The sequence below is a fragment of the Kordia antarctica genome (assembly GCF_009901525.1).
GTDB classification, from domain to species: Bacteria; Bacteroidota; Bacteroidia; order Flavobacteriales; family Flavobacteriaceae; genus Kordia; species Kordia antarctica.
Genome location: NZ_CP019288.1, coordinates 4,737,528 through 4,762,162 on the forward strand (window position 1 = coordinate 4,737,528; position 24,635 = coordinate 4,762,162).

Annotated in this window: 11 protein-coding genes and 1 pseudogene; 8 read left to right on the plus strand and 4 right to left on the minus strand. The window is 30.7% G+C overall.

Annotated elements, in window-relative coordinates; genetic code table 11:
* The first annotated feature begins 32 nt into the window (after nucleotides 1-32).
* Nucleotides 33-8,564 (plus strand): Tc toxin subunit A-related protein, encoded by an 8,532-nt coding sequence (locus tag IMCC3317_RS19910; protein WP_160131235.1) that lies wholly within the window; start codon nucleotides 33-35, stop codon nucleotides 8,562-8,564.
* Nucleotides 8,565-8,629: 65 nt separating this feature from the next.
* Here IMCC3317_RS19910 and IMCC3317_RS23910 read toward each other — a convergent pair.
* From IMCC3317_RS23910 to IMCC3317_RS19925, 3 genes and pseudogenes are all read right to left on the minus strand, one after another.
* Nucleotides 8,630-8,755, minus strand: a pseudogene (locus IMCC3317_RS23910) (single-stranded DNA-binding protein); the annotation flags it as partial.
* A gap of 742 nt (nucleotides 8,756-9,497) precedes the next feature.
* Nucleotides 9,498-10,235: a tetratricopeptide repeat protein gene (locus IMCC3317_RS19920; protein ID WP_160131236.1), complete on the minus strand. Its 738-nt coding sequence runs from the start codon at nucleotides 10,233-10,235 to the stop codon at nucleotides 9,498-9,500.
* 4 nt (nucleotides 10,236-10,239) lie between these two features.
* On the minus strand, nucleotides 10,240-10,821 hold the full coding sequence (locus tag IMCC3317_RS19925) for an RNA polymerase sigma factor (protein WP_160131237.1): 582 nt from the start codon (nucleotides 10,819-10,821) through the stop codon (nucleotides 10,240-10,242).
* 127 nt (nucleotides 10,822-10,948) lie between these two features.
* Between IMCC3317_RS19925 and IMCC3317_RS19930 the strand changes: the two genes are divergently transcribed.
* The 5 genes from IMCC3317_RS19930 to IMCC3317_RS19950 all read left to right on the plus strand — a co-directional run bounded on the left by IMCC3317_RS19930 (nucleotide 10,949) and on the right by IMCC3317_RS19950 (nucleotide 20,270).
* Nucleotides 10,949-12,829: a T9SS type A sorting domain-containing protein gene (locus IMCC3317_RS19930; protein WP_160131238.1), complete on the plus strand. Its 1,881-nt coding sequence runs from the start codon at nucleotides 10,949-10,951 to the stop codon at nucleotides 12,827-12,829.
* 174 nt (nucleotides 12,830-13,003) lie between these two features.
* The gene (locus tag IMCC3317_RS19935; RefSeq protein WP_160131239.1) at nucleotides 13,004-13,978 is read left to right on the plus strand and encodes a hypothetical protein; all 975 of its coding nucleotides are present in this window, start codon (nucleotides 13,004-13,006) and stop codon (nucleotides 13,976-13,978) included.
* A gap of 132 nt (nucleotides 13,979-14,110) precedes the next feature.
* Nucleotides 14,111-16,066, plus strand: coding sequence for a PKD domain-containing protein (locus tag IMCC3317_RS19940; protein WP_160131240.1), 1,956 nt, complete (start codon nucleotides 14,111-14,113; stop codon nucleotides 16,064-16,066).
* Nucleotides 16,054-18,654, plus strand: coding sequence for a CHAT domain-containing protein (locus tag IMCC3317_RS19945; protein WP_160131241.1), 2,601 nt, complete (start codon nucleotides 16,054-16,056; stop codon nucleotides 18,652-18,654). Before IMCC3317_RS19940 ends, IMCC3317_RS19945 begins: the two co-directional genes overlap by 13 nt.
* 581 nt (nucleotides 18,655-19,235) lie before the next feature.
* The gene (locus tag IMCC3317_RS19950; protein ID WP_160131242.1) at nucleotides 19,236-20,270 is read left to right on the plus strand and encodes a hypothetical protein; all 1,035 of its coding nucleotides are present in this window, start codon (nucleotides 19,236-19,238) and stop codon (nucleotides 20,268-20,270) included.
* Nucleotides 20,271-20,347: 77 nt separating this feature from the next.
* On the opposite strand, the gene IMCC3317_RS19955 is transcribed toward IMCC3317_RS19950, so the two are convergent.
* On the minus strand, nucleotides 20,348-21,550 hold the full coding sequence (locus IMCC3317_RS19955) for an IS4 family transposase (RefSeq protein WP_160131243.1): 1,203 nt from the start codon (nucleotides 21,548-21,550) through the stop codon (nucleotides 20,348-20,350).
* A 112-nt stretch (nucleotides 21,551-21,662) separates the two neighbouring features.
* Here IMCC3317_RS19955 and IMCC3317_RS19960 point away from each other — a divergent pair, with 112 nt between their 5' ends.
* Nucleotides 21,663-22,247, plus strand: a complete 585-nt coding sequence (locus IMCC3317_RS19960; RefSeq protein WP_160131244.1) for a hypothetical protein — start codon at nucleotides 21,663-21,665, stop codon at nucleotides 22,245-22,247.
* Between the two features lie 543 nt (nucleotides 22,248-22,790).
* Complete coding sequence (locus IMCC3317_RS19965) at nucleotides 22,791-24,581, plus strand: tetratricopeptide repeat protein (protein ID WP_160131245.1); 1,791 nt, start codon at nucleotides 22,791-22,793, stop codon at nucleotides 24,579-24,581.
* The last annotated feature ends 54 nt before the right edge of the window (nucleotides 24,582-24,635 follow it).

Sequence of the window (24,635 nt, forward strand, 5' to 3'; positions counted from 1 at the left end):
TCAACAAGCTATACAAACAAAAATTTAAAACCATGAAAACAATAATCCAAGGAATAATAAACCATCCAAGCAATACAGATTTAACAAAGTACCTTAAATTCTTATGCTTAGAATTATATGCATGTACGTTAAGTGCAGCCCAAAAAATTAAAGATATTCCTTTTGATACAAAAGGCAATTTTAAAATAGAGCTAGAAGAAGGAGATATCGCAGTGCAATATCTTGTAAAACTGGTGTATAAAGCAGGCAATAAAAAAGAACTCATAAACGCCAGTGCTAAACTCTTTGCTGGGAAAACCCATGATTTAAGTTTTTATTTTGATCCTAAAAAATACGAAATATTGCTTCCTTATTTGCAAGCCCAAGTACAACCACATTTAGGTGATTTATATATAATAAATTTAAATGAGGAGCAACTGCAACAACTATCTTCCTTATCTAAGCAAGATATAACAGATTTACGTGCATTACAATTAGCAATGGTTTGGCATGAAGAATGGAAGGTTGTCGTAAAAAAATATTTAATAATCTATGAAGGAAAAAAAGATGCAGACAAAGATTATTTTCAAAAAGCTTTTCACAAACTCGAAAATCTTTTAGATGAATTTAAAACATGTCAATCCATATTATTTGCTCTAGCAAAAGAGGGCGTCTCTCATTGGAAACAAGGCATTAGTCTTTCTATAAATCAACTTGCTGAAAAGATAGAGAATGTACTTGCTAAAAAGTGGGTTGCAATTCCTATAAGTAGCCAACGTGTGCTGTTAGATGGATTGGGCTATTTACGAGACGCTATTTTACTACAAGCAGCGTATGATGATTTATATTACGATGCCAAACTGATATATTTAAGCTCATACGATGCGCAGACAAAAAGCAATCTGCTCAATTTGAGCCTAGAACAGAATGGTTTAAGTAATTTATTAAATAGTGAGTCAAATTCAAATGAAACCATTATTAAGGAGTTAAAAAAAAATGCTCAAGATTTCAAAAAAAAATACTCTGTCAAATTTGATATCACTGACTTAAAACATGTAGTTGATTGGGATAATCGAATACGAAATTTTACGCCATTATTAGCTTTAATTATTCCTAATCTTAGAGAAAATGAGTGGGACAAAACTACCTTATTAAAATACACACAAGACCATTGGGCAGCGCTTATTCAAGCTGTACCTAGTTCCATAAAACACCCAACTGAATACGACGATAACAAAGAACCAATTCGTAGTTACGCCTATGATCTTTTTAGTACATTAACCAATCTGTTTCCAACAGAAAAATTAGTTACTCAGCTCAACCAAAGTAACCTACCTAATAAGGATGATTTTTATCGTATTTTAAGAAGAAACCCTAATTTCGATATTCAAAATCAGGCAGTTAGTCGGCATTTCTCTATCAAAGCTAATGATCGTTCTCCAGAAAAAGTATCAGAGAAAGATTATAAAAATCTTCAAGAATTGCAACGAACCATCAAACTAGCCGATGGTGTAGAAAATTTACATATTGTTGAAGCCTTATTTAAAGAAAATTTGTCTTCTGGAATGAAAATCAGCCGATTCGGTAAATTTGAATTTACCAAAGTTATGCAAGAATATCACTTTCATGAATGGGAAATTAGAGGAGTTTGGTGTAGAGCTCAAGCGTTTTATGATACTGCCAAAGAATTTGTGCGTCAATATTTACAATACGACAGAGTAGGTTCTTTTATGCCTGCTATACTACAAAACAATATAAACACTCAAGAAGCGTTAAGTGGTTTGCCAGATATGGAAACCCTTTTTGGCAGCTTAGATAAATGCAGCTGCAAACATTGCCAATCGGTTTACAGTCCTGCAGCCTATCTTACCGATATGTTGCAATGGCTTAAAAGTGACATAAGTTGCCAACAATCATCCATTAGTGGTTTTACGGAATTAGACAGAAGAAGACCCGATATAAAATATATTCAACTCAACTGTAAAAACTCGAATACCGTTTTGCCCTATATAGATTTAGTGAATGAGGTATTGCTTTCTCATTTGGATAGTATACCAGACGCTACGCTATTAAAAGATTTGCAAACTACTTGGGAAACTGACAGGTTGTTAATGGAGCCAGAGCATATTAACCACATTAGTTTTAATAACGCTAAGGCTAAACTCAAAAACACACTCTGCCCAATTAACTTGCCTTATGATATTAATTGGACAGAGAGTCGGTCGTACTTAAACGAGTTGGGTACATCTCAAGCTGAGCTTATAAAAATTTTTAGCACAAATCAGTATGCTAATCATCATACAGTAGCGTGGAGCAAAGCATTTTTAGGGATTGATACTACCACGTATGAATTTTTAAAACAAGTGAGCCCTACAACCAACTTTTGGGAGATCCATTTTAATAAAAACAATTCAGAAAAAAACTTAGATTACTTCCTTCGATTCTTCGAAATAGAGAAAGAAGATTTTCAACAAATATATGAAACCAAATTTGTATCCAATAAAACAACGCTTTTACCATTAGATGTAGATTTTGAAGGCTGCGACTGGGATGAATTTGAAATAAGTTCTACTTGGGAAGATGATGATGCCTTAGTGCATCGCTTTGTTCGTTTTCTGCGATTACGAAATTTAAGTGGTCTTACTACCGAGCAACTAGATAGAGCGATCTATACGTACAATAGCACGGATATTAATGAAGCTTCTCTTATTAATCTAACAAGCATAATTGACCTTTCACAAAAATATGTACTTAACCTAGATGAAATATTAGTCTGGTTTAGCCTTGATCCTTTCGCTCCTACTTCGTCTTTCGATTGGAGCACTTATTACAATAATGTCTATAGAAAGCCAAGTTTCTCAGCCAATCGAATAGCATTTTTTGATCCAGTTTTCTTAAATAGTTCCGCAAATACGACAACAGTTAAAGCTTTGAGCAATGAGCAAAAAGAATGGATCAATCAAAGTTTAGGACTTCAAGATGGTGATATCTATTTATTAAATACCTATTGGTATGGCGCAGGAGATCCCAAACTTAAAACAACAGAATTACAATTCTATCACATACATGCATCACTAGCTAAAACTCTTAAATTAAGTATTCAGGAATTGTTAGCTAGTTTTAAATTATTTGGGAGTCCATTTGATGGTTTTCCAAATGCTCCAGCAGAAGTATTTTATTATGTATCACAACTTAATGATACTAGAAACATTGGTTTATCTATAGAAAAATTGGCAGATTCTTATACTGGAACTGCTTTCTTTGAATTGCAAAATGATAAAGCAACGAATGTAATTTTTGAAGAAATATGTAAAACAGTTTGGGAGAACCTAGCATCAAAAATAAGTGCTATTTATACGGAACATTCAAAAGCGTATGATACCCTAGCAAATGACTTTGCCACTTTACCTACCTATGTCGGTAATGTTCCAAACCTAAAAGATGAATTATACCAACTACTCGCACACGAGTTGGAAATTGAATATAAACTCTTTGAAGATATATTGGATTATGAAGATAATAAATGGTATGTGTCTTGTCTTGCCAATAGTATCGCTAAAACAGATTGGATTAGTGGAAGCGATATAGTGTTTACTCCTATATTCAGGTATTTATATCGAATTGGCTTATACACTAAAGGTTTTGAATTAGGTGATAACGGACTTCACGCGCTATTTGATAGCTACGCCAATAACAGCTATTCATTACCTGTAACTGATGCTTTATTTTGGTTAGGAAATGACTTTTCTACTCACAATTTCTTCCATATACTATGGCTTAAAAAGCTAACAGCTATCAAAAATACTTTTAGTATTGATTATCAAAGCCTGTTTACTCAAATAGAAGCGCTAAACATACTTACAGGAATACCAAGTGCGGCAAATTTGAATATTATTCTTGATACTTGTTATACCGACTTATCATTACTTGACAATTTAGAAGTCACAAATCAACAATTCAAAGATGCTTATTTGCGAGCGCAATGTTTGGCAATAAACCCAAAAGATTTAATTGAAACTTTGACTTCAACATTCAAGCTTTTAAAATTTGAAAATGAAATAGCAATCTCTATACCAACAATATGGTCTTGGGTTTGGGATGATTTTAAAGTGAGTGGCAATAACCCAATAACTATTGGAGATGAAAAAGCAGAAATATATACCTTATTAAAGTCTAAATATACCGATGAGCAATGGCCTAAAATAATAACGCCTATCCATAATAAATTCCGCACCAAGTTGCGTGATGCATTAGTTGCATATTACATTCATAATAAGTCTTATGATAATGAAAATGATATTTATGGACACTTTCTATTAGATCCAGAGATGGAAGCTTGTATGAAGACTTCACGAATCAAATTAGCTATTTCAGGAGTACAATTACTAATACACAAAGCATTGATGGGGCTAGAACCTGAAGTTTGCCCAAATGAGGACAATAAACAAGAATGGAAATGGCGTAAAAATTATCGCGTATGGGAAGCCAATAGAAAAGTATTTCTCTATCCTGAAAATTGGATAGAACCCGAATTACGTTTAGATAAAAGTGAATTCTTCGAAGAGTTGGAAGATCTTTTGTTACAAAATGAAATTAATGACGAGAATGCCGAAAAAGCAATGCAACGCTATTTAACTAACCTTAATAAAGTAGCTCGTTTAGACATTAGAGGCACGTATTTAGAAGTAGATTATAATGGCGATCCAGATCCAGGTGCGTTGCACGTAGTTGGCAGAACATTTAGTACTCCCCATGAATATTATTACAGAAAAAGAGATTCCGATAAATATTGGACAGCTTGGGAAAAATTAGAGATAGATATAGATGGAGACCATATTATACTTGTATTTCATAATAGAAAGCTGCACCTGTACTGGCCTATGTTCATTGAAAAAGAGCATAGAAAAATTAAAATAGGCGAAGATAACGCCCCTTATTTCGAAATAAGAATGTGTTACTCTAAACTAGAATTTGGTAAATGGAGTTCGAAGAGAATTTTAGAAGGTCATGTTTTGGCAGGTCATCTTGCGGGTAAAGGATGTTTCAATAACCTTAGATATAAACTAGGTCAAGATGTAGGTTCAAACGAAATCCATAACGGCTCTCTTGTATGGGGTAATGATACTTTTTTTGATTATGCGCCAGTAAGTATGAATAAGAATAAATTCTTCTTCTGGGCAGAAAACAGAAAGGATTCTGGTGAATTAATAATTCATATCAGAAGAGATTTTGATGATCGTTTTGATGATTATCACGATGGATATACAGAACTCGCCTATGAAGATTCGTTTAAAATTAGTGCCTGTGATGATCGCTTAGAAATAATTCCGCCTGTAATAGAGGAAGTCATATTTGATGATTTAACAAATGGCAAACGATTTTTGGCGCGCCCTTATAACACATTGCCAGATGGTCAATTAATGATTGAAGGTAAGGATAACGAAGAAGATATGTACCCAGTAGGAGGACTTTATGTGAAAAAGGAAATTACGCACAGTCATGGAAGCATTAAAATATTACATAAAACAAATAGCATCTACCATTTAACGTACCCGCATCAATTTAAACACGCAACTTTCGAAATGCCTTTTTTTCTAAAAGATAATATACACACCTTATTTTTTGAGAAAAGAATTGAACAGAAGTGTGTTAAAATTCCTGTTTTTAGTAACGGAGCAACTACATGGTATACGACTGAACAAAGAAATGTGCTTTCAAAATATTATGTACAACCACATGAGCATCCTTATGCTTGTTTAATGTTGGGTGAGTTTAATCAATATGGAATAAAAGGCTTACTGTCCTCACGCAATCCAAATAACCAACTAAGAAGACAGGCTCAGCATAACAACTATTTTATACATCAATACCTGCCAATTCTACAACAGATAAATTACCCTTTCCCTATTGATGAATTTGACTTTAGTTATTTTGGAGCTTACCAAAAATACAATTGGGAAATATTTTTTCATGCCCCATCACTTATTGCAAAGCAACTTAAAAATAATGGACAATTTGCCGATGCTATTAAATGGTTACAATTTATTTTTGATCCAACCAATAGAGATACTGCCTTAAACGACAAGCGTTTTTGGATGATAAAACCATTTCTCAAAGATGTAAGTGAGAACTCTATTCAGAATTTAATGCATTTGCTTGGTGCAACTGGATTAAATCCTGAACAAGAGAAAAAACGAGAAGCGCTGAAGGCACAGATAAAACGATGGAAGGACAATCCTTTTGAGCCTCATAAAATTGCAGAAATGAGGCACAGAGCCTATATGCTTTGGACAGTTTGTGAATACATAGATGTGTTAATAGAATGGGGCGATTCATTATTTAGACAGGACAGTATTGAAGCTATTAATGAAGCCACTAATTTATATATTTTGGCGGGCGAACTATTGGGCAATAGACCAAAGACTTTGAATAAACCTGCCAATGTTATTGTGGACTCTTTTGACACCATTAAAGATGGGCTAGATGATTTCTCAAATGCAGTACTGAATATTGAGAATGAAATACCTGCATATAGCCCAATAATTTGCTGTAAAGAAACGAATAACGAACGCTACCAATTACCAGATTTACTTTTTTGCATTCCAGATAATCCAAAACTTCAAGAACTTTGGAATAGAGCAGAAGATAGATTGTTCAAAATTCGTCATTGCATGAATATTGAAGGTCAGATAAGAGAGTTGCCTTTATTCCAACCGCCAATAGATCCTGCTTTATTAGTTAGAGCAACTGCAATGGGTATTGATATTGGAGAAGTTCTTCAAGAATTGAATGCTCCAACTCCACATTACAGATATACCTATCTATTACAAAAGGCGAATGAATTTACGGGTGAAGTAAAAGCGCTTGGTGGTGCGTTGTTATCTGCCTTAGAGAAAAAAGATACTGAAGAACTAAACTTATTAAGACAGCTACACGAACAGAATATTTTAAAAGCAACCCGAAATCTTAAGAAAATGGCTATTGAAGAAGCTAAACTTGGCTTGGCTTCTACACAGCATAGTAAAAAATTGATTGAGATCCGATTGGCTGAATATGAAGGAAAAGATACACTCAGTGATCTAGAAAGTAGATCAATGTCAAATACCAAAAAAGCGGAACTGTTTATGTACGCTGAACAAGCACAAGTATTGATTGCCGCTGCATTAACACCAATTCCAAATCAATATATAACTGCAGGATTACCTCCTTCGGTCACAATAGAACCCCCAACGAGTGGTGCTAAGTTAGAGAAAATTAGCAGTCTAGTTGGCTTGAGTTTTGGAATAGTAGGTTCGATATACAGAAATATTTCATCAATGCAGTTAACAAAAGCAGGCTATAAGCGCAGACAAGAAGACTGGGATTTTCAAATCACTACTGCTAAAGAAGAATTGAAACAAGTAGAAAAATCTATTCTATCAGCAGAAATACGTATAGCTATTGCCGAAAAAGATTTTGAAAATCATGAATTACAAATAGAGCAAAGTAAAGAGGTTTTTGATTTTGTAAAAAACAAATTCACCAACTTAAATCTGTATTCTTGGATGAGTGGTGAATTGATGAAACTACATTATAGAGCATATAAGCTTGCTTATGAAATGGCTAAACAAGCACAACGAGCAATGAATAAAGAACTTAGTATTGATTTATCTATCATTGATTTTGGTCATTGGAACAGTTCAAGAAAAGGATTATTAGCTGGCGAAAAATTAAGTATGCAACTTAAAGAATTGGATAATGCCTATATCAAAAATGATAAACGTAGGTTTGAGTTGTCTAAGGATATTTCATTGAAGTTGTTAGATCCAGGAGCTTTGGTTCATCTTATTCAGCACAAATACTGCAAGGTTAAATTAGAAGAAGAGCTATTAAATTTAGTTTTTAAATCAAGGAATTTAACAGGCATGCAAATTAAAAGTATTGGAATTTCGATTCCTTGTGTTACTGGATCTCAGATTTCAACCAATGTAAAACTAAGAGTTCAAAACGGTGAAGAACTAATTACATCTTCTGGTGTTAATGACTTGGGAGTTTTTGAACCGAACTTCAATCAGGCAAGATATATGCCTTTTGAATATTTGGAATTGAAAGAGGATCAAGCTGATCCTCCTAAAAAGTTCATTAATTTAGAAGTAATGTTAGAAGGTGATGATGACAAAAATCCACCTGAATACGATATTACTACTATTTCGGATGTAGTTTTACATGTAAGATATTATGCTGAAAATAATTCAAAATCAACAGATACAATAGGTGAAGTAAATGTACCTAGTAATCAACAACATTTAGTAATGTCATGGAAGTATGATTTTCCTTTGGAGTGGCAGAAAATCAATAGTAATATACCAATAATTGACATTAAGAGTTTTGCGGAAAATCCTTTAAACAAAAGCAAAGTTCCTTATAAGTTAAGGCCTTTATCTTTCAATTTAACTGATAGTTTTAGTTATTTAATTAAAGATACCAATGATAAAATGAATTTAAAATCTGGAACATTTGACACCGATGGTAGCTTATTGGATAAAGACAATAATGCTTTATCTATAGAAAATATTGAAGATATTTGGTTATTTTATGGTATTTAATTACCTGCAAATAAATGCATTGTTTAAAACAGAAGGCAAATTTTATTGCCTTCTGTTTTATAATATTATTTACTTAGCATCAATAATTGGCTAACCATAACTTCTGCAACATAACGTTTGCTGGCTTCTGTATTATCATAACTGCAATTGGTTAGCTTTCCTTCTATCTCAATTTCTTCTCCTTTAAATAGATATTTTTCTACAAGTTAAGTCGTTTTGTTCCAATTTAAACCTAACGACTCATTTGACTCTTTACCTATATTACACATATTGAAGTTGCGACTAATATAGAATACTATTATCTAAAAAGCGCAACAAAATTTTGTTGCACTTTTTGCTTAAGAAAAAAAATTCTCTTGTGACCGCGAACCTTCAAAGTCCGAGCTTTTTGATGGAGGATTTGAAGGAAATAAGTTTGTTTGTGAAAGAATATACTGCATTATTAATCGCTTTCTAAACTATTGATAATACAACAAGATTCAAATAACTACAATCGGTCTTTTGTTGGTGTTATCAAAGTCATGTGTGAGGGTTCGCAATATTAAAATCTACTTCATAAAATTCTTAAAGAATCCATTTTATATATAACGATGTACGACAACAAATGAGTCTTGGTGGAAATACGCTTATAGAAATCTTTCATGGAACTACTATTGATTTTTCCAAGTATTATCAAGGTTTTAATGAACATAAAGCATATGGAGGATAACAAAATAAGAAAAATACTTGTAAAATGTGGCTGTAAAACAAAATCCTATTTTAAAAGTAATACTGAAAAAACAACATTACTTTTTACTTCAATTTTCAATTCTTATAAAATCTTATAACTATTTTATTTTCAGCATGTGTTCCTTAAATGGGATACCTTATTTTAAAATAGTTGTAGAGATAACAGTGCAATATGCAGTAATACGTGGTTACAATTAAATCTAATCAATCTAATTTATTCAATAATCTTTGTGCTCGGTTATAATCTTCGGCTTCTTTAGGAATAGTTTTTAGAATTTTTGCACATTCTTCAAAGTCATTTTGTTTTAGTTTACTTAATGCCCAATACCATTTTGCTTTGTTTTTAAATGCAGAATTGCTTTCAGAAATTTCCAATAAAATAGCATTTGCTTTACCATAATGTTCTGTTTCAATTAATGCAATAGCGCTATACATCTGTATTTCTAAATTCTCGGAATTATCTTTTAATATTTGACTGAATAATAACTGAGCTTCTTCGAATTTTTTTGAGTTAAAAGCATTTTCTGCTCGAGTTTTTAAGTCATTTTCTGCATCTCTAACTGTGACACTAATCGTCTCAAAATCGTTATAATCTGAATAGACTGGTGTGCTAAAATGATTGTAGGTAAAAATTCCTAAAAATATAGTTATACTAGCAACCATTGCTAATTGACTTAATCTGAATATTTTAGATTTTTTCTTTGATGTTTTGATTGAGTTAAAATGCTTGTCGGAAATTGCCTCTAAGTTTGTTTTAAAGTCAGTTATCTGTTGTTTATTTTCAATGGTATGTTCTAAGTGACTAGATATATCTTTATATAGGTTAAAAGCGTCATTGAATGCTTTGTCTGTTTTAATACGTTCTTTAAAAAGCTGTATTTCTTTATCGCTTAAATTCCCAGATAGGTACTCTTCAAAATGTATGTAATTTTCTTCTTTCATCACGTTAGTAGTTAATGTTATTAAACTTTGGTGACTCTTGTATTAACATTGTTAATTTGCCAATGCATAATGATTTTTTTTTACGTGCATATGCATAGCTAACACCTAGGTGTTCCGAGACTTTTTCCATAGATTTTATTTTAAAAGTAGCTTTGAGCAAATCCTTACAAGCGTTGCCTAACTTTTGAAACATCTCATTAAATAACAATTGTCTTTTTTCAAAAACTGAAGTTTCAAATGACAGTTTTTGTACATCCTCATCTTTAGATAAAGCGTCTTCATTAATTGTTACCTCTTTAAGATTACTTTTTTTTAATTCGTTTAACCATTTGCGCTTACATAGCAAAAAAAAGTAAGCATCAAAAGGGCAAGTTAGTTTCATTTTTTTTTGGCTGGCTTGGTTGTATATAGTTACAAGTGTTTCTTGTATAATGTCTTGAGCTCTTTCTGCATCACCACTATTCTGCTTTATATAGTTTACTACTTTGGGTACAAACTTATCGTATATAGCTTGTATAATAAACGAATTATTAGAGGCCAATCCGTCAATATATTTTTGGTCTTCGTGTATTTTTTTTTCACTCATAACCCTTTGTTTTGAACGAATTTAAAAAAAAACTTACAAAACATAGGTAACAAATCATAAAAGGTTTTGATGTAATGTTAAATGGACAGAACTGCCATTATTTATTTAATCATTAAATCTATTTATCATGAAAAACTTTATTTTAAAATTTAGTCTGCTTTTTTTTATAGCCTTTTCTGGATCATCAAAAGCACAAGGGCAATTAACATCTGGCGTACAGACCAGTTCTGTAACTGCTTCTATTAGCCGTTGGGTAAGTTCTACCTCAGACAAAAACAAGCAATATTACGCATCTGCCTATTGGGTAAGTGGTGTAGCTTGTGGCAACTATTTAAAAGTCTATGACGGAACTACATTTGCCGCAACGTCTTCACAAGTACTTATTTCTAGTTATCATGGCTTTACAAGAGTTAGGTTAGATAACAATAATAATGTATATGTACTATATGTAGACAGAACGTTTCCTGGAAGCACAGTGTACAGAACGTATTTAAAAAAGTATAATACAGCTGGTGTGCAATTGGGTTCGAGAATTGAAGTTACCAATAATACCAATGTTACTGATATAGAGGTTGCTCCAAATGGGGATGTTCTTATTGGTTGTGTAGAAAGTAATAGAGTTAAAGTAAAAGTGTTTAGAAATTTACTTTATAAAGGATATTTACCAGTTGGTACAATTTCTAGCATTACTAACACAAGCCCTTTTGCAATACAAATGGACATGAAAGACTCCAAGTTTGTAGTTGGGTATTCTCACGGAAGCATTACAGGTTCTCAATTATACATTAAGCGTTATAATTATTCGCCTATTTTTATGCCTGTTGGAACGCCTATTAATTTATCGAGTTTATACTCTAATTATTCTGAAACTGGAAGCCGTTTTGAACGCAACAATAACCAAATTGCATTAAGAACCAATTGGGATGTATTTTTTAACGTTAATACATCTACATCGTACCCATTCACAGACTTAAGAGTTAAATATTTAAACGCTGGTGGAAGTAGTATTTTTCAGTACTCAAGAGGGTTTGTAGATGTAGATATCAATAATCGTTTATTGATAAGTAAAAATTATGGTTCTGCAGTTTCTGAGAATTCTAAAGTAAAACTATTTGATGCTGGTAACAGTTTAATCCACGAGTTTGCTGTTAGCAATAAAATTAAAAATCACTTAGAAAGTATTGCAATATATGACTGTGAATTCATAATTACAGGGATAGACAGAAAGTATGGTGCAAACCCTCTATTACATACTTACCAAAGTTATCATCAGGTATTTAACTGTAAAGATTGTAGACCAAATATGGGTGCGACTGCAGTTGCAAAATTCAGGTTTCCTTACCAAGTTAATAAATATTCTTCAAAATACGGGCCGCAAAACGTCACTGAATTATGTTTAGAAGACAGACTACTTGTTGATGGCTCTTTAAGTAGTTGCGAAAATGGTTATTTTGTTGGACTTAGTGAGTTTAACTTAACATCTTGGACAGATACTTCAATATTACATTCTGATTGGGTATTGCCTCTAACTCAAGCGCCAAATGATATCAATATTGTAGATTTTTTACCACCAGGCTATCATTTAAAACCAGAAAAAATATACCGATTTAAACTTGCTGTAGGTAACCCTTGGCATTCTGTAGAAATTTTCTTTGAAGTCAGCTGTTGTAAACGATCTATTATTGATATTCCAAACGATGACGATGTGCATTATCAATACACACTTACCTTTGGAGAAGATAACGTTGAAAATAATGGAGAAGATGCAGCTAACTTTGTGGCATATCCTAACCCAGTAAAAGACAGACTTAATTTAGATTTTAGCAATTTTAATACTAAAACACCAAAACGTATTAGTATAAAAAATATACAAGGCAAAACGCTTTATTCGGGAGAGGTTACTTCTAAAAATAAAACAATAGATGTTAAAAGCTGGTCAGTTGGTATATATATAGCGACTGCAATTATTGATGGTGAGACCTATCAAAATAAAATAATTAAAAATTAAAAAATCCTAAAGCCCCAATAAACTAAGCTGCTTTTTAATTGAAGCAGCTTTTTTATTTTATTTTTTTAAGAAAACAGGGTAACAATTTTATACTGATTTTGATATAAGGTTGTAACAGCAAAACAGCTGAAGATTTTAAAAACAAATATTAAATAATTAAAACATTTAGAAATTATGAAAAATTTTAAAACAATTTTTAGAACGATGTTAATGGTAACTTTAGTATTAACAACAAGTTGTGAAATATCAGACGACGTAGATATTATTCATACACCTGCAAGTGCACAAGCATTTAAATCTGTTAGAGATGCAGCTTTAGAAAACCATACCCAGACCTTTAATTTTAATGCGGAAGATGGTAATGTAACATTAATTTCAGATAATGGAGTTCAAATTAACATTAATGGTAACTGTTTAACTTTAAATGGTACTGCAGTAACTGGTAATGTAGATATAAAATATGTAGAACTTTTTGATAAAGGGAGTATGTTAACGACTAATAAACCTACAATGGGCGAAATGCCAAATGGAGACAAAGCCTTATTAATATCTGGCGGAGAATTTTTTATTGAAGCGACTCAAAATGGAGATTATTTAGATACTAACTGTGGATTGCAATTAATAATTCCATCTGACTTAACTGGAGGAGCAGATACTACAATGACGCTTTGGGAAGGACGTATAAATGAGGATGAAGATTTAACTTGGGATGAGGTTGATCTTGTAACAGGTCAAGGAGGTGTGTTTGTAGAAGGAGAACAATATTATAGTTCATTAGAAAGTTTTGGATGGTCTAATGTAGATCGTTTTTATAGTGATCCAAGACCAAAAACACAAATTCAGGTGCAAGCACCAATAGGTTATAATGATTTAAATAGTGATGTATACTTATCTTATGATGGCGAAGATGTTGGTTTGGCACAATTAGATACTTATGACGGAACATTAAATTTATTTAGTGAGCATTATGGACAAATTCCTATAGGGTTAGAATGCCATGTAATTTTTGCAACAGAAGACAATGGGATTTGGAGATATGCCATAAAGGCTGTAACCATTGTAGCAGATGATATTATTACCTTTACTTTAGATCAAACTACTATAGGTACTGAGGCATCATTAGTAACTTTAATCAATGGATTACCTTAATTAATCCGTTTAATTTAAAAAGTCAGAAATTCATTTTTCTGACTTTTTATTACGGTAATTTCAACAAATAACCGGTATTACACCAATACTTATAAATATAATTCTTAAATTTAAGGATATTAAACCAACCCTATGAAAATTCAAATTACACTGCTCGTTTTTTTAGGTTTTATACGATTTGGCTTTTCTCAGCAAGAAATAAAACAAGACACAACCCAACGTATAGCTCAAATAGAACATAAAGCTATAGGCGACCAAATAGAATTTACACCAAATGCACCTAAGCTCAATCAAATTGCTGGTGCTCCAAAAGCCTTCTACACCAATTTTTGGGAGTTTGGAGACGGTACATTTAGTAAAGAAGATAATCCGAAAAAAGTCTACAAAAAAAATGGAGAATATACCGTAAGGCTATGGACAACTAATAATTATGGCACTGGGAAACCACCTAGAGCTCGTCCTAAAAAAATTACAATAACAAATGCCAATTCTAATTACAATGAAGAAGCTTCTATGGATGAAAGCATACGTCTAATTCGTAATAGCGAACCTATGCCCGAGGAAGAAATTGTAGTTGTGTTTAGTTATAAAAACAAAAAGGATTACGTCACCAATGGCAAGCTGTTTTTGTTTTACAATGAAGATAAATACAAAGCTGACAATTTTGAATTATCAGAAACCAGAACCTATCATAATGAAAAAGAAATAAATACTAATACTGTTGTTTTTTCCTCAGATGTAGACACAGATATTTACTATGCTTCTTCAGAAAATAAGTTGCTTAAATTTAAAGAAAAACAACAGGATACAACGGAAAGAGAAAATCTGCCTCTAACTTTAGAAGAAAGCAAATATGTATACAGAAACTCAAGCAGTTTAAGCTTTGATAATATGAAACCTAACGAAGAACGCCATGTGTTTCACACGCTTAAAACGACAAAGGAAATGCTAAAAGATACAAGCGCAATTATATCTGTAAGAGGTGTTTATGTGCCAGATAACGATTATGATAATCATAATATAAAGGATATGGAAATGGAAATTGTAACCTCTCACGATCCTAATAAAATGTCTTCTAATGCATCATTCTTAAATTATAGATTGGTGCGTTTTAAACGTCCGAAATTTAAAATTAAATTTCAGAATAATGGAGAAGGACCAGCAAGAACAATACGTTTAGAAACAGATATACCAGACATGTTTGATAAATCTTCTATTGAAGTTTTAGATATGTATCCAAAAGTTAAAATATGCCCTAAATATGAAGTAGAATATAGTTGCTTAGATACCACATATACAGCAAAGCAAGCCATATTTACATTTAAGAATATTTATTTACCAGGTAGCGAACAAAAAAATGTAAAAGAATACGATTCAACAAAAGGTTTTGTTAAATACAGACTAAAATTTTCCAAAGATTTTCATAAGAAAAAAACCAAATCGCGCACCGCAATTATTTTTGATAAAAACGAACCTATAATTACCAACTATTCTACAACACGTTTTCTACCAGGAATATCTATAGGTGCAAAATCTGGTTATAATTATTTTCCAGATTTAGAAGGCTCAAAAAGTTACTTTATTGGAGCAACTGTTTCACCTTACAAATCATATAGATGGTATTGGCAAGTAGAGTTACTAAATAGTTTTCATGCCTATGATGGAAATACTACAATAACAGAAGGTATAGAAGATATACCAGGAGCTGGTTCTGTTTTTCAGCGTACAACAGCAAATAGCAGTTATGAAAATATAGATTGGGATATTCCGATTTTAGCACGTTATAACATTAATAATTATATTGGTTTGGGAGCTGGTTTACAAGGCACTATATCTCTTAGTGAAAAGCGTGCCGAAGCAATAAAAATTGAACGTTTTGAAGGGCAAAATACACCACCAGGACCATTATTAGAAACTATAGAATCTTCAAAAGAAATGTCTAGTTCTTTTTCTAATTTAAGAACTGGGTTTTTAATTGAAGCTACAGCTGGTTTTGCACGTATTGGCCCAAGTATTGGAGCACGTTATGTGTTCAGTTTTAAAGAAAACCACAATCATATACAGTTTTATGCTATATGGAAATTCTAAATGAAAAAACACTATTTATAATTTGCTTTTTTGTTTTTACGATCTGCTTTTCTCAGAACTTAGAGGAGACAATTTATCTAACAACCGAAGCATTTAACAAAAATCAAAATTCTGAAACCCTAAGGGAATTAGATAGTAAAATACGTCTTTTTGAAACTGAGCTTTCTACCAAAGATGAATACTACGCCTTTATCAACCTTTTAGCAAACAAAGCCTATTATTTAGCAAAAATTAATAATAAAAAGGAAGCTATTAATAGTTACGAAAAAGCGCATGGATTATATATAAAACATACGATTAATCAATATGATATAATTGAGTATTGCCTCATAGAATTGGGGACACTTTACCATAAAACAAATGCTTATATAAAGGCAGAAAATATCATTAAATATTATATTGAGTTAGCTGAAAAACAAAATAACAAACAACAACAAATTACGGGGATTACAAATTTAGCAAAGCTATATCAATCCTTAAATAGGCATAAAAGTGTAATTCAAATAACCAATAGAGGTTTAAAAATTAGTGGCATAAAAAAACAGCAAGAACGTAATCTTAACTACATAAAAAAGAAAAGCGAGCTTTTACTAAAAAATAATCAAGAAAAACTGTATTTAGAAAATGATCTAATAGTTGGTGATTTTAAAACAGAAAATGCAGAAAACTTAGAGTTAAGTTATCTGGAAGCGTTAAAAAACGAAGACTATAAACTAGCTCTACATAGTTTTAATAAGCTAAAACAGCTTAAGATTACAAAACTTACTTCAACTAGGGAAGTCGCAAAATTTAGTTTTCAACAGGCACAACTTTATTTTTTACTTCAGCAAAAAGAGAAAGCTTTAAAGCAAATAAAAAGCACACTGTTCTTATTACTTCCAAATTATAATAACAAAACTTTTCCCACAAACAGCGATTTGTATGCCGAAAATATATTCTTAGATATTTTTGATTTATGGGCAGAATTACAAACAAATCCTATACAGGCCTTAAAATGTTATGACTTAAGTTTCTATGTATCAAACCTCTTAGCACAGCAAAACACCAACCAAGAAAGTGTAGCTATTAATGCTAACTTAAATAGAAGTAGAAGTGAAAAATGCATATCAATTTTATATCAATTGTATAGCAAGCAAGGAAATAGTGAATACTTTAAATCTGCATTTAGGCATGCAGAATCATTTAAAGGATCCGCATTAAAATGGTATTCTAATAAAAGAGAATTATTACATAAGTATCCCAAAGATAGTTTGCTTATAGAAGAAAAAAGGGTGTTAAAACAACAACAGCAATTAACTAATAGATTACTAAATAGGTCTTTAGAAACACAATCTCAAACACAAGACAGCTTAAGATTTAAGCTTATTGCAATAGATAAAGTTTTAAACGATCTTCAAATAAGCATTAATACTAAATACCCAGAAGCTGAAATCGCCGAAATAAACATTGAAAAGTTAAAACTTAAATTAAATACTGATAATGCATGTTTAGTAGAATTCTTTTATGGTAAAAATGTGATTTATCAATTTATTATTACAAAAAATAATTTTGAATTCAATAGCATAGAACTTTCTGAAACAGGAAGAAAAGCAATAGCCAATTTTATAGATTATTTTAATGATGCTTCAGCAATAAATAACGATATTTCAAAATACACGTCAGATGCGTTTTATTTGTATAAGTTTTTACATTTAGATCAAACTAGTACATATAAAAATGTAATTATTGTACCTGATGGATTTTTAAATTTCATTCCATTTGAAAGTTTGCTTACAGAATCTACATCTACACTAAGTTATTCAAAAATGCCCTTTGTAATTAAAAAGCAAAATTTAGCCTATAATATCAGTGCCCAATTTTATATTGAAAACAAGCCATATAAATTCAGTAATTCTGCGCTAGGAGTTTTTCCAGTGTTTGATAATACCAATCAAAAACTTACATATTCATTAGATGAAATGGAGAGTTTAAAAATAGTAGATGCTACATTTTTAGAGCAAAGCAAAGCCACCAAAAAAAATGTTTTAAATCAATTAAAAAACCATAGCATATTGCATTTTTCTACACATGCAAATAGTGGGAACTTTAATGAGCCTGCTTATATTGAGTTTATAGATGCCAAGCTATATGTAAATGATTTATACAACCTCGATCTCTCAAACGATCTTGTAATCCTAAGTGCTTGCGAAACAGGCGTTGGCTTATTACAAAAGGGAGAAGGAAGTATTAATTTAACGCGAGGATTTAAATATGCTGGGATAGATAATATTGTATTTTCATTATGGAAAATAAATGATTTATCTACATCTATTGTCATGGGAGACTTTTATAAAAACCTAGTTAAAACGGAGTCTGCTTTTATAGCTAATCAAAGTTCAAAATTATCTTATTTAGAAAATGCTGAGATTTCTAATATTAAGAAATCACCTTATTATTGGAGTTCATTTATGTATTATGGGGATCTAACCAAACAAAAAGAACCCAATTATTTACTATTTATTAGTATTGGGTTATGTGTTGTCGTAATATTGTTATTCGTAATTTGGAACATCAAAAATAGAAGCACTAAAAGATTTTCTTCCCGATAAAGGATAAACATAGAAAGACAGAACCGCTTTTGCCTATTTAAGCGATATATAACCAACCATCGCTTTTGAAGATCCCTAAGACCTATTTAACATCCCTAGCACTATTTGATTACTCTGCACAAACAGTACAAATAAAGGAATTACTATGAATTAATTCAAGGTATGTTACTTGTATAGCATTCACTATTGTAAAACGGTTTGCCTTTAGTTTCAGTAAGAAGTTTACTAATGACATTAAGACTTGTCAGTTGTCATCTTGGTTGTCATTTTTATCTATTTACAGCATAATTTTACACTTTTGTACTTATTTAAAAACAAGAAAGTCTTACTATTTCTAGTAAGACTTTTATCCTGTGACCCCGAACATTCAAAGTTCGAACTTTTTAATAGAGGATTTGAAGGTAATTAGTGTATTTATGAGAGAGCATTTTGAATTATTAAATGCTACGTGATTTTGATTTTAACTGTAATTCTTGTAGCTTTAATAAAACTAATCTTATATCTAGGTAAATTTAGGTTTAATTATGATAGAAATAAAAGGAGATCCAGTTATACATAAGTTAACTAAGATTGAATAATAAATGACTACTAAGAGAAATCTGTACAATATAACTCCAAAACAAATTTATTCTACTAAAGGTGGATTCTTTGATTTTCAAGACCCTGAGTTCATTTACATAAACAGAGGACTGGATTTAAAGATTCAAGAAGAAATTTATTTTCATGAAAGTTTCCATAGAACGTTGAGTAATCAAACTATTTATGGACAAACTATTATTTGCTTGAGTAAAATAATTAATCATTTAATGGAAAATCAAAATGATTATAATAAAAAACTGCTTTCAAATTATATATATATAAGGAATTCATTTTTCAAAAACATGTATTTTGTACAAGAGGGAGGTGCTATCACAAGAGCTTTTTGCATGCTACCACTAATTTATTCTGTAAATAGCTATGAAGACTATTATAAAACAAACGAAAATTACTTTAATAATTTAGCTCCAGTATATCTTAAAATAGCTCTTTACTACACCTCATTTATTGAAAAATTTTTTGAATTCTCATATGTTCCACAAACATTAATGTACTATTTAAATGAGACACTGACTAGGTTTTGTATGAATCTATCTGAATTTAAGAATTTAAATTCAATAATGTTCTTTATGAATGATAATAAGATAATAAACGATAAATTGTCACCTGATGAAACATTTTTTGAAGTAGTTGAATCGCTAAGAAAAAACAAAAGTAGCTTTATAGAGAACATTATTTATGCAATGGAAAAAACTTTTAAAATAGATATAACAAACCCCCTTTTTGAAGAAGCACACCGAGATTTTATAGACAAAAAAGACGTTGATGGAGAGACTTTAATTCTTGAAGTTTTTCTAGAGTGTTTTGAAAACTCTTTTCCTACTAAATCTATTCCCTCATCAAATTACAAAAATTTAGAAGTAATGTTAAATTGGGTTAAAATTATTGAGGATGAATTTATCTCATTAGTTCCAAGCTATACTGCAACCAAATTTACTTTCACAAATAACATGGATGAAAAACTAAAAAAATTGAAAAAAAGAAAATATTTTAAATTATTGTTGTCCGATAAAAATTAAAACCACTTGATTTTAATTTTTATTCATTTGATTTTCAGTGTTTTAATTTTCAGTTTTCATGTTTTTCTAAAAACAGGCTACCAATTAAATGTTAGCTGTTCACTTTCAGCCTTATCAATTATCCAGTCTTTTTCAGGGTTTTCTAAAAATTTCATCAGATTAATATAATTGAAAAGGTGAATTTTACAGAAACTAACTAAATTAGAAAAAGCCCAACTTCTTTTTAGCCTCTTTTTTATGACTGCAAATAACAAATTGACTATTAAAACGCAATATATCTGTATTTTAATAGCATTTTCATTATCTCCTAAAAAATATTTCAAAGGAAAATTTTGTTTTAATTGTTTAAATAATAACTCAATTTGCCATCTAATTTTATACAAAGCAGCAATTAAATCGGCTCTTAAATCAAATAAATTAGTTAAAAACTCAAATTCTCTTTTATTTACTCGATCATAAAAAGTTACTTTTCTTAATTTCAATGGGGTTTTTTCTTTGCCTTTTTTTACTTCTACTTCAATTATTTGATCTTCTAAAACTCCATTATGAATATAATCTGCAACATCTAAATCTTCAATTTTTCTATAAGAAGCATTGTCTTTTATTCGAGTTACAAATCCTGTTTCATATGCTGTAAAATGCTCAAAAGCCCTGTAATCATTATAGCCTTTGTCAAAAACATAAATTGTGTTTTTATCACAATTTAATTTTTCTAAAAATTTATGGTCGTGTGTTTTTGCTTCGCTAAACCAAACCAAACTCGGTACAATTTCATCTGCATTCACTACTGTATGAACTTTGATTCCACCTTTTCTTTTACCACTTTTTGAATGTCTGCCAACACACTCCATTATATTTTTAAACAGACTTATTGTTGAACTATCAAAGATTTTAACTTGCTTTTTTATAACATCTTTAATTCGGCTGTCCGATAAAAAACCACCATATTGTTTTAATAATTGATGGTAAATATTTTCAAAAACTAAAACGTCTCTTTTTTTATTTGCATCTGATAATGTACTTCTTTTAGGTATATGATTTAATTGAAAACTACTCGTTTTCCCAGATAAACCAAGCATTGCTCCAGATATCTCACGTAAAGATGTGCATTTGGAAAAGGAACAAAAAAGCATACTTATCAGATGATCCTTTGTAGTAAACCGCTTCGTATAACGGTCTGAATTACACTTTTTAACTTCCTTTTTTATCATTGAATCATCAATTAAAGAAATCAGCTGTCCGAAAACAGACTTGCTAGAAAAATAAGTACTTTTGCCCATCGTATTTTGTGTTTCGCAATACAAATTTACGATTCATTTAAAGAAGCCAACTTGTTGGCTTCTTTTTTATCGGACAACAATGATTTTAAATCATAAAAAAATATAATTTACAATGGAGATTGGAAAATATAAAACAGCATTAGTGAACAAATCTAAAATTGATAATATTTTTGGTATTTTGCTATATTCTAATTCAAATCCTTTCCTTGTCAAGGTAATTAAAGATGAAGATTTTTGGAATTCATTGCACACAAATTCAGGCACAAAATTTCCAATATTTGCTTTAAAACCAAAATTAGGATATTATTCTTTACCAAATCAAAATAATCATACTCTTTACCACTTAATTCCAATATGGAAAGAACCATCTGAAAATCAAGAATTACTCAAAGAACTTGGCATTCCAGATACAAAAAAATTACCTCTTTTAGTAATATGCACAGAAGTAAATAAAACTTACCTTTCTTGTGCTTATGAAATTAAAGGAGATAGTATTAATTCTGTATTTAATTCCTTGAATAAATTTTGCAAAATAATAAATGATACTGTTGAGAAATTTGATGAAAAAAATTTAAAAAACAACGAATCTTTATTTAGAGAGATATCTAAAAATTTTGAATATTATGTAGCATGGAATGAATTAAATAAAGGCTATGGAATGTTCAAAAAGATCAGAAGTTTTTTTAAACTATTTTAGCAACTATAGCCAACAATGTATAATCTCAATTAAGGCGGGTTCGACTACGTCCTAATCCTAATTACTTCACAAAAACTTAAACTTGTACCTGATGACCATACCAAACGTTATAGATAAAAAATCTAACCTTCAAATATTTAAATATCAAAAACTTAGATGTAAACTGCCCGCTCGGGTATAAAAACAAAAAACCTGTAATCTATTAAATTACAGGTTTTTACAATTTTAGTGACCGCGAAGGGATTATATCATGATCCCTACAACGCTCCGCGTTGAGAATCAAAAATCCACAAAATCAAAAAAGCAAGCTTTATGATTTTGCTTGCTTTTTGATTCATTCGTGACCACGAACATTCAAAGTTCGAACTTTTTGGTGGTGGATTTGAAAGCTATTTGTGTGTTTACGGAGTGGCACTCGTATCTATTGAACACTTCTTAAATTTGTCGGAAAAATTTGTAATTTTAAATAAATATGATGTAGCTTTATCATGTATAAACTATTAGTCATTCCCCTTTTAAGATTTATTAATAATATTCGGAATTATGAGAAAAATTATTCTTTTTTTTATTATTACTGCTACCTTAAGCCTACATGGACAAGAAATCACTAAAATAGATAGTCTTTTGACAAAGCTTGACTCTACAGCTAATCAAAATCAAAAGTTTGAAATTTTAGAAAAAATTATTTACATTTCTTTTAACAAATCACAGAAAGTTGACAGTCTAAGTAAATTCTACATCGAGTATATTAGAATTGCAAAGAAGAAAAATGAATATCAAAAGTTGATTAAATGCTACCTTTATTTATCTGAAAATTTCTTAAAAGAAAGACAAAAGGAAGATGCTTTTTTTTATATAGATAGTGCTACACAGGTGAATAATATTTTGAGAAGTGATAAGCAGAAAATTTTAATAATAAATCAAAAAGGAAGAATTTTTGAAGCGTTTGAAGAATATCAAAAAGCGATAAATGTTTTCAAAGATATTTATTCTATTGAAGATATTTATTCTAAATGTGGAGCAACTCCATGCAATGTAATAAGTAACATTGGAGTGGCTGAAAAAAAACTTGGAAATGCTCTCAAATCTATTGAGTATCATCTTGAGGCTCTGGAATGCTTGGAACTAAATCCCAATCCTCAAATCTATAACTTTGTCATAAATAATATTGGCTGGGCATACATGGATATAGAACAATATGATAAGGCTGAAGAATACTTCCTAAAAGCACTAACTAGCATGGAGGCTAATGAAAATGAGCGTTCTGCGGCTAACATTTACCGATCTATTGCTATTAATTATTCTCGCTGGGGAAAATATGAGGAAGCCTTGAATTACAACAAAAAGGCTCTTGACATTTATTTAAAACAGGGTAGAAAATTATTAATCTATGATGTTACAGAAAATATTGCTATTACTTATGCGAGAATGGAAAATTTCTCAAAAGCAGAAAGTTATTCTAGTAATGCCCTTAAAATCGCTAAGGAAATCAATTTTGAACTAGGAATTAAAGGGAGTAAATTAACATTAGCTCAAACATTGATAAGTGCAAAGAAATTTTTAGAAGCTGAAAAATATCTTCTTGATATTAGTAAAGATACTTCTAATACAAGATTTAGACAAGTGCTTATGGAGGCTTACTTACAAAGTTCGTCAATATTATATGAGAAAACAGGAAACTATAGAGAGTCCTTAAAATTCCAACAGCGATTCAAATCATTTAGTGATTCTATAGTTTCTGAAGGGAAAGAAAAAGAAATAACTGAAATTGAAAGGAAATATAATATAGAAAAAAAAGAAAAAGAGTTAGCCATTGAAAGAGAAGAAAAACAAGAGCTATTATACAGGAATTCTGAACTCAACTGGTATTTAGCAGTTACTATAGCAGGCATTGTATTATCAATTTTGATAATTCTATTATTCTATCGTTCTTATAAACTTAAACGTGAAGCTGAAATTCAGAAAAAATCAAAGAAAATTCTATCCCTTGAAAATAAAATATTTACATTAATTTCAGTTCAAAAGGAGACTAAACTCCAAACAAAAATATCTTTTGATGAGCATCTTAAAGAAACATATAACATCACGAATAAAATGCTAGCATTTTGGAAGCTTCAGGCTCAAGGATATGTAGAGAGAGAAATTGCTGAAATATTAGGTTTAAAAGAAAGCGGAATAGAAACTAGAAGAAATAGTTTATACACAAAGTTCTTTCAAAAAGAAAAAAAGAAATTCAATCGCAATACCTCGATAGGTTTATACTTGAATGAGATTACTCAATTCTATGAAGAAAAAATTCATCAAATCAATACTAGCATTAAAGATAATACCTAATTTTTAAATTAATTTCGCTAAAATATACCATTCCTACAAGGGTAATTTTACACA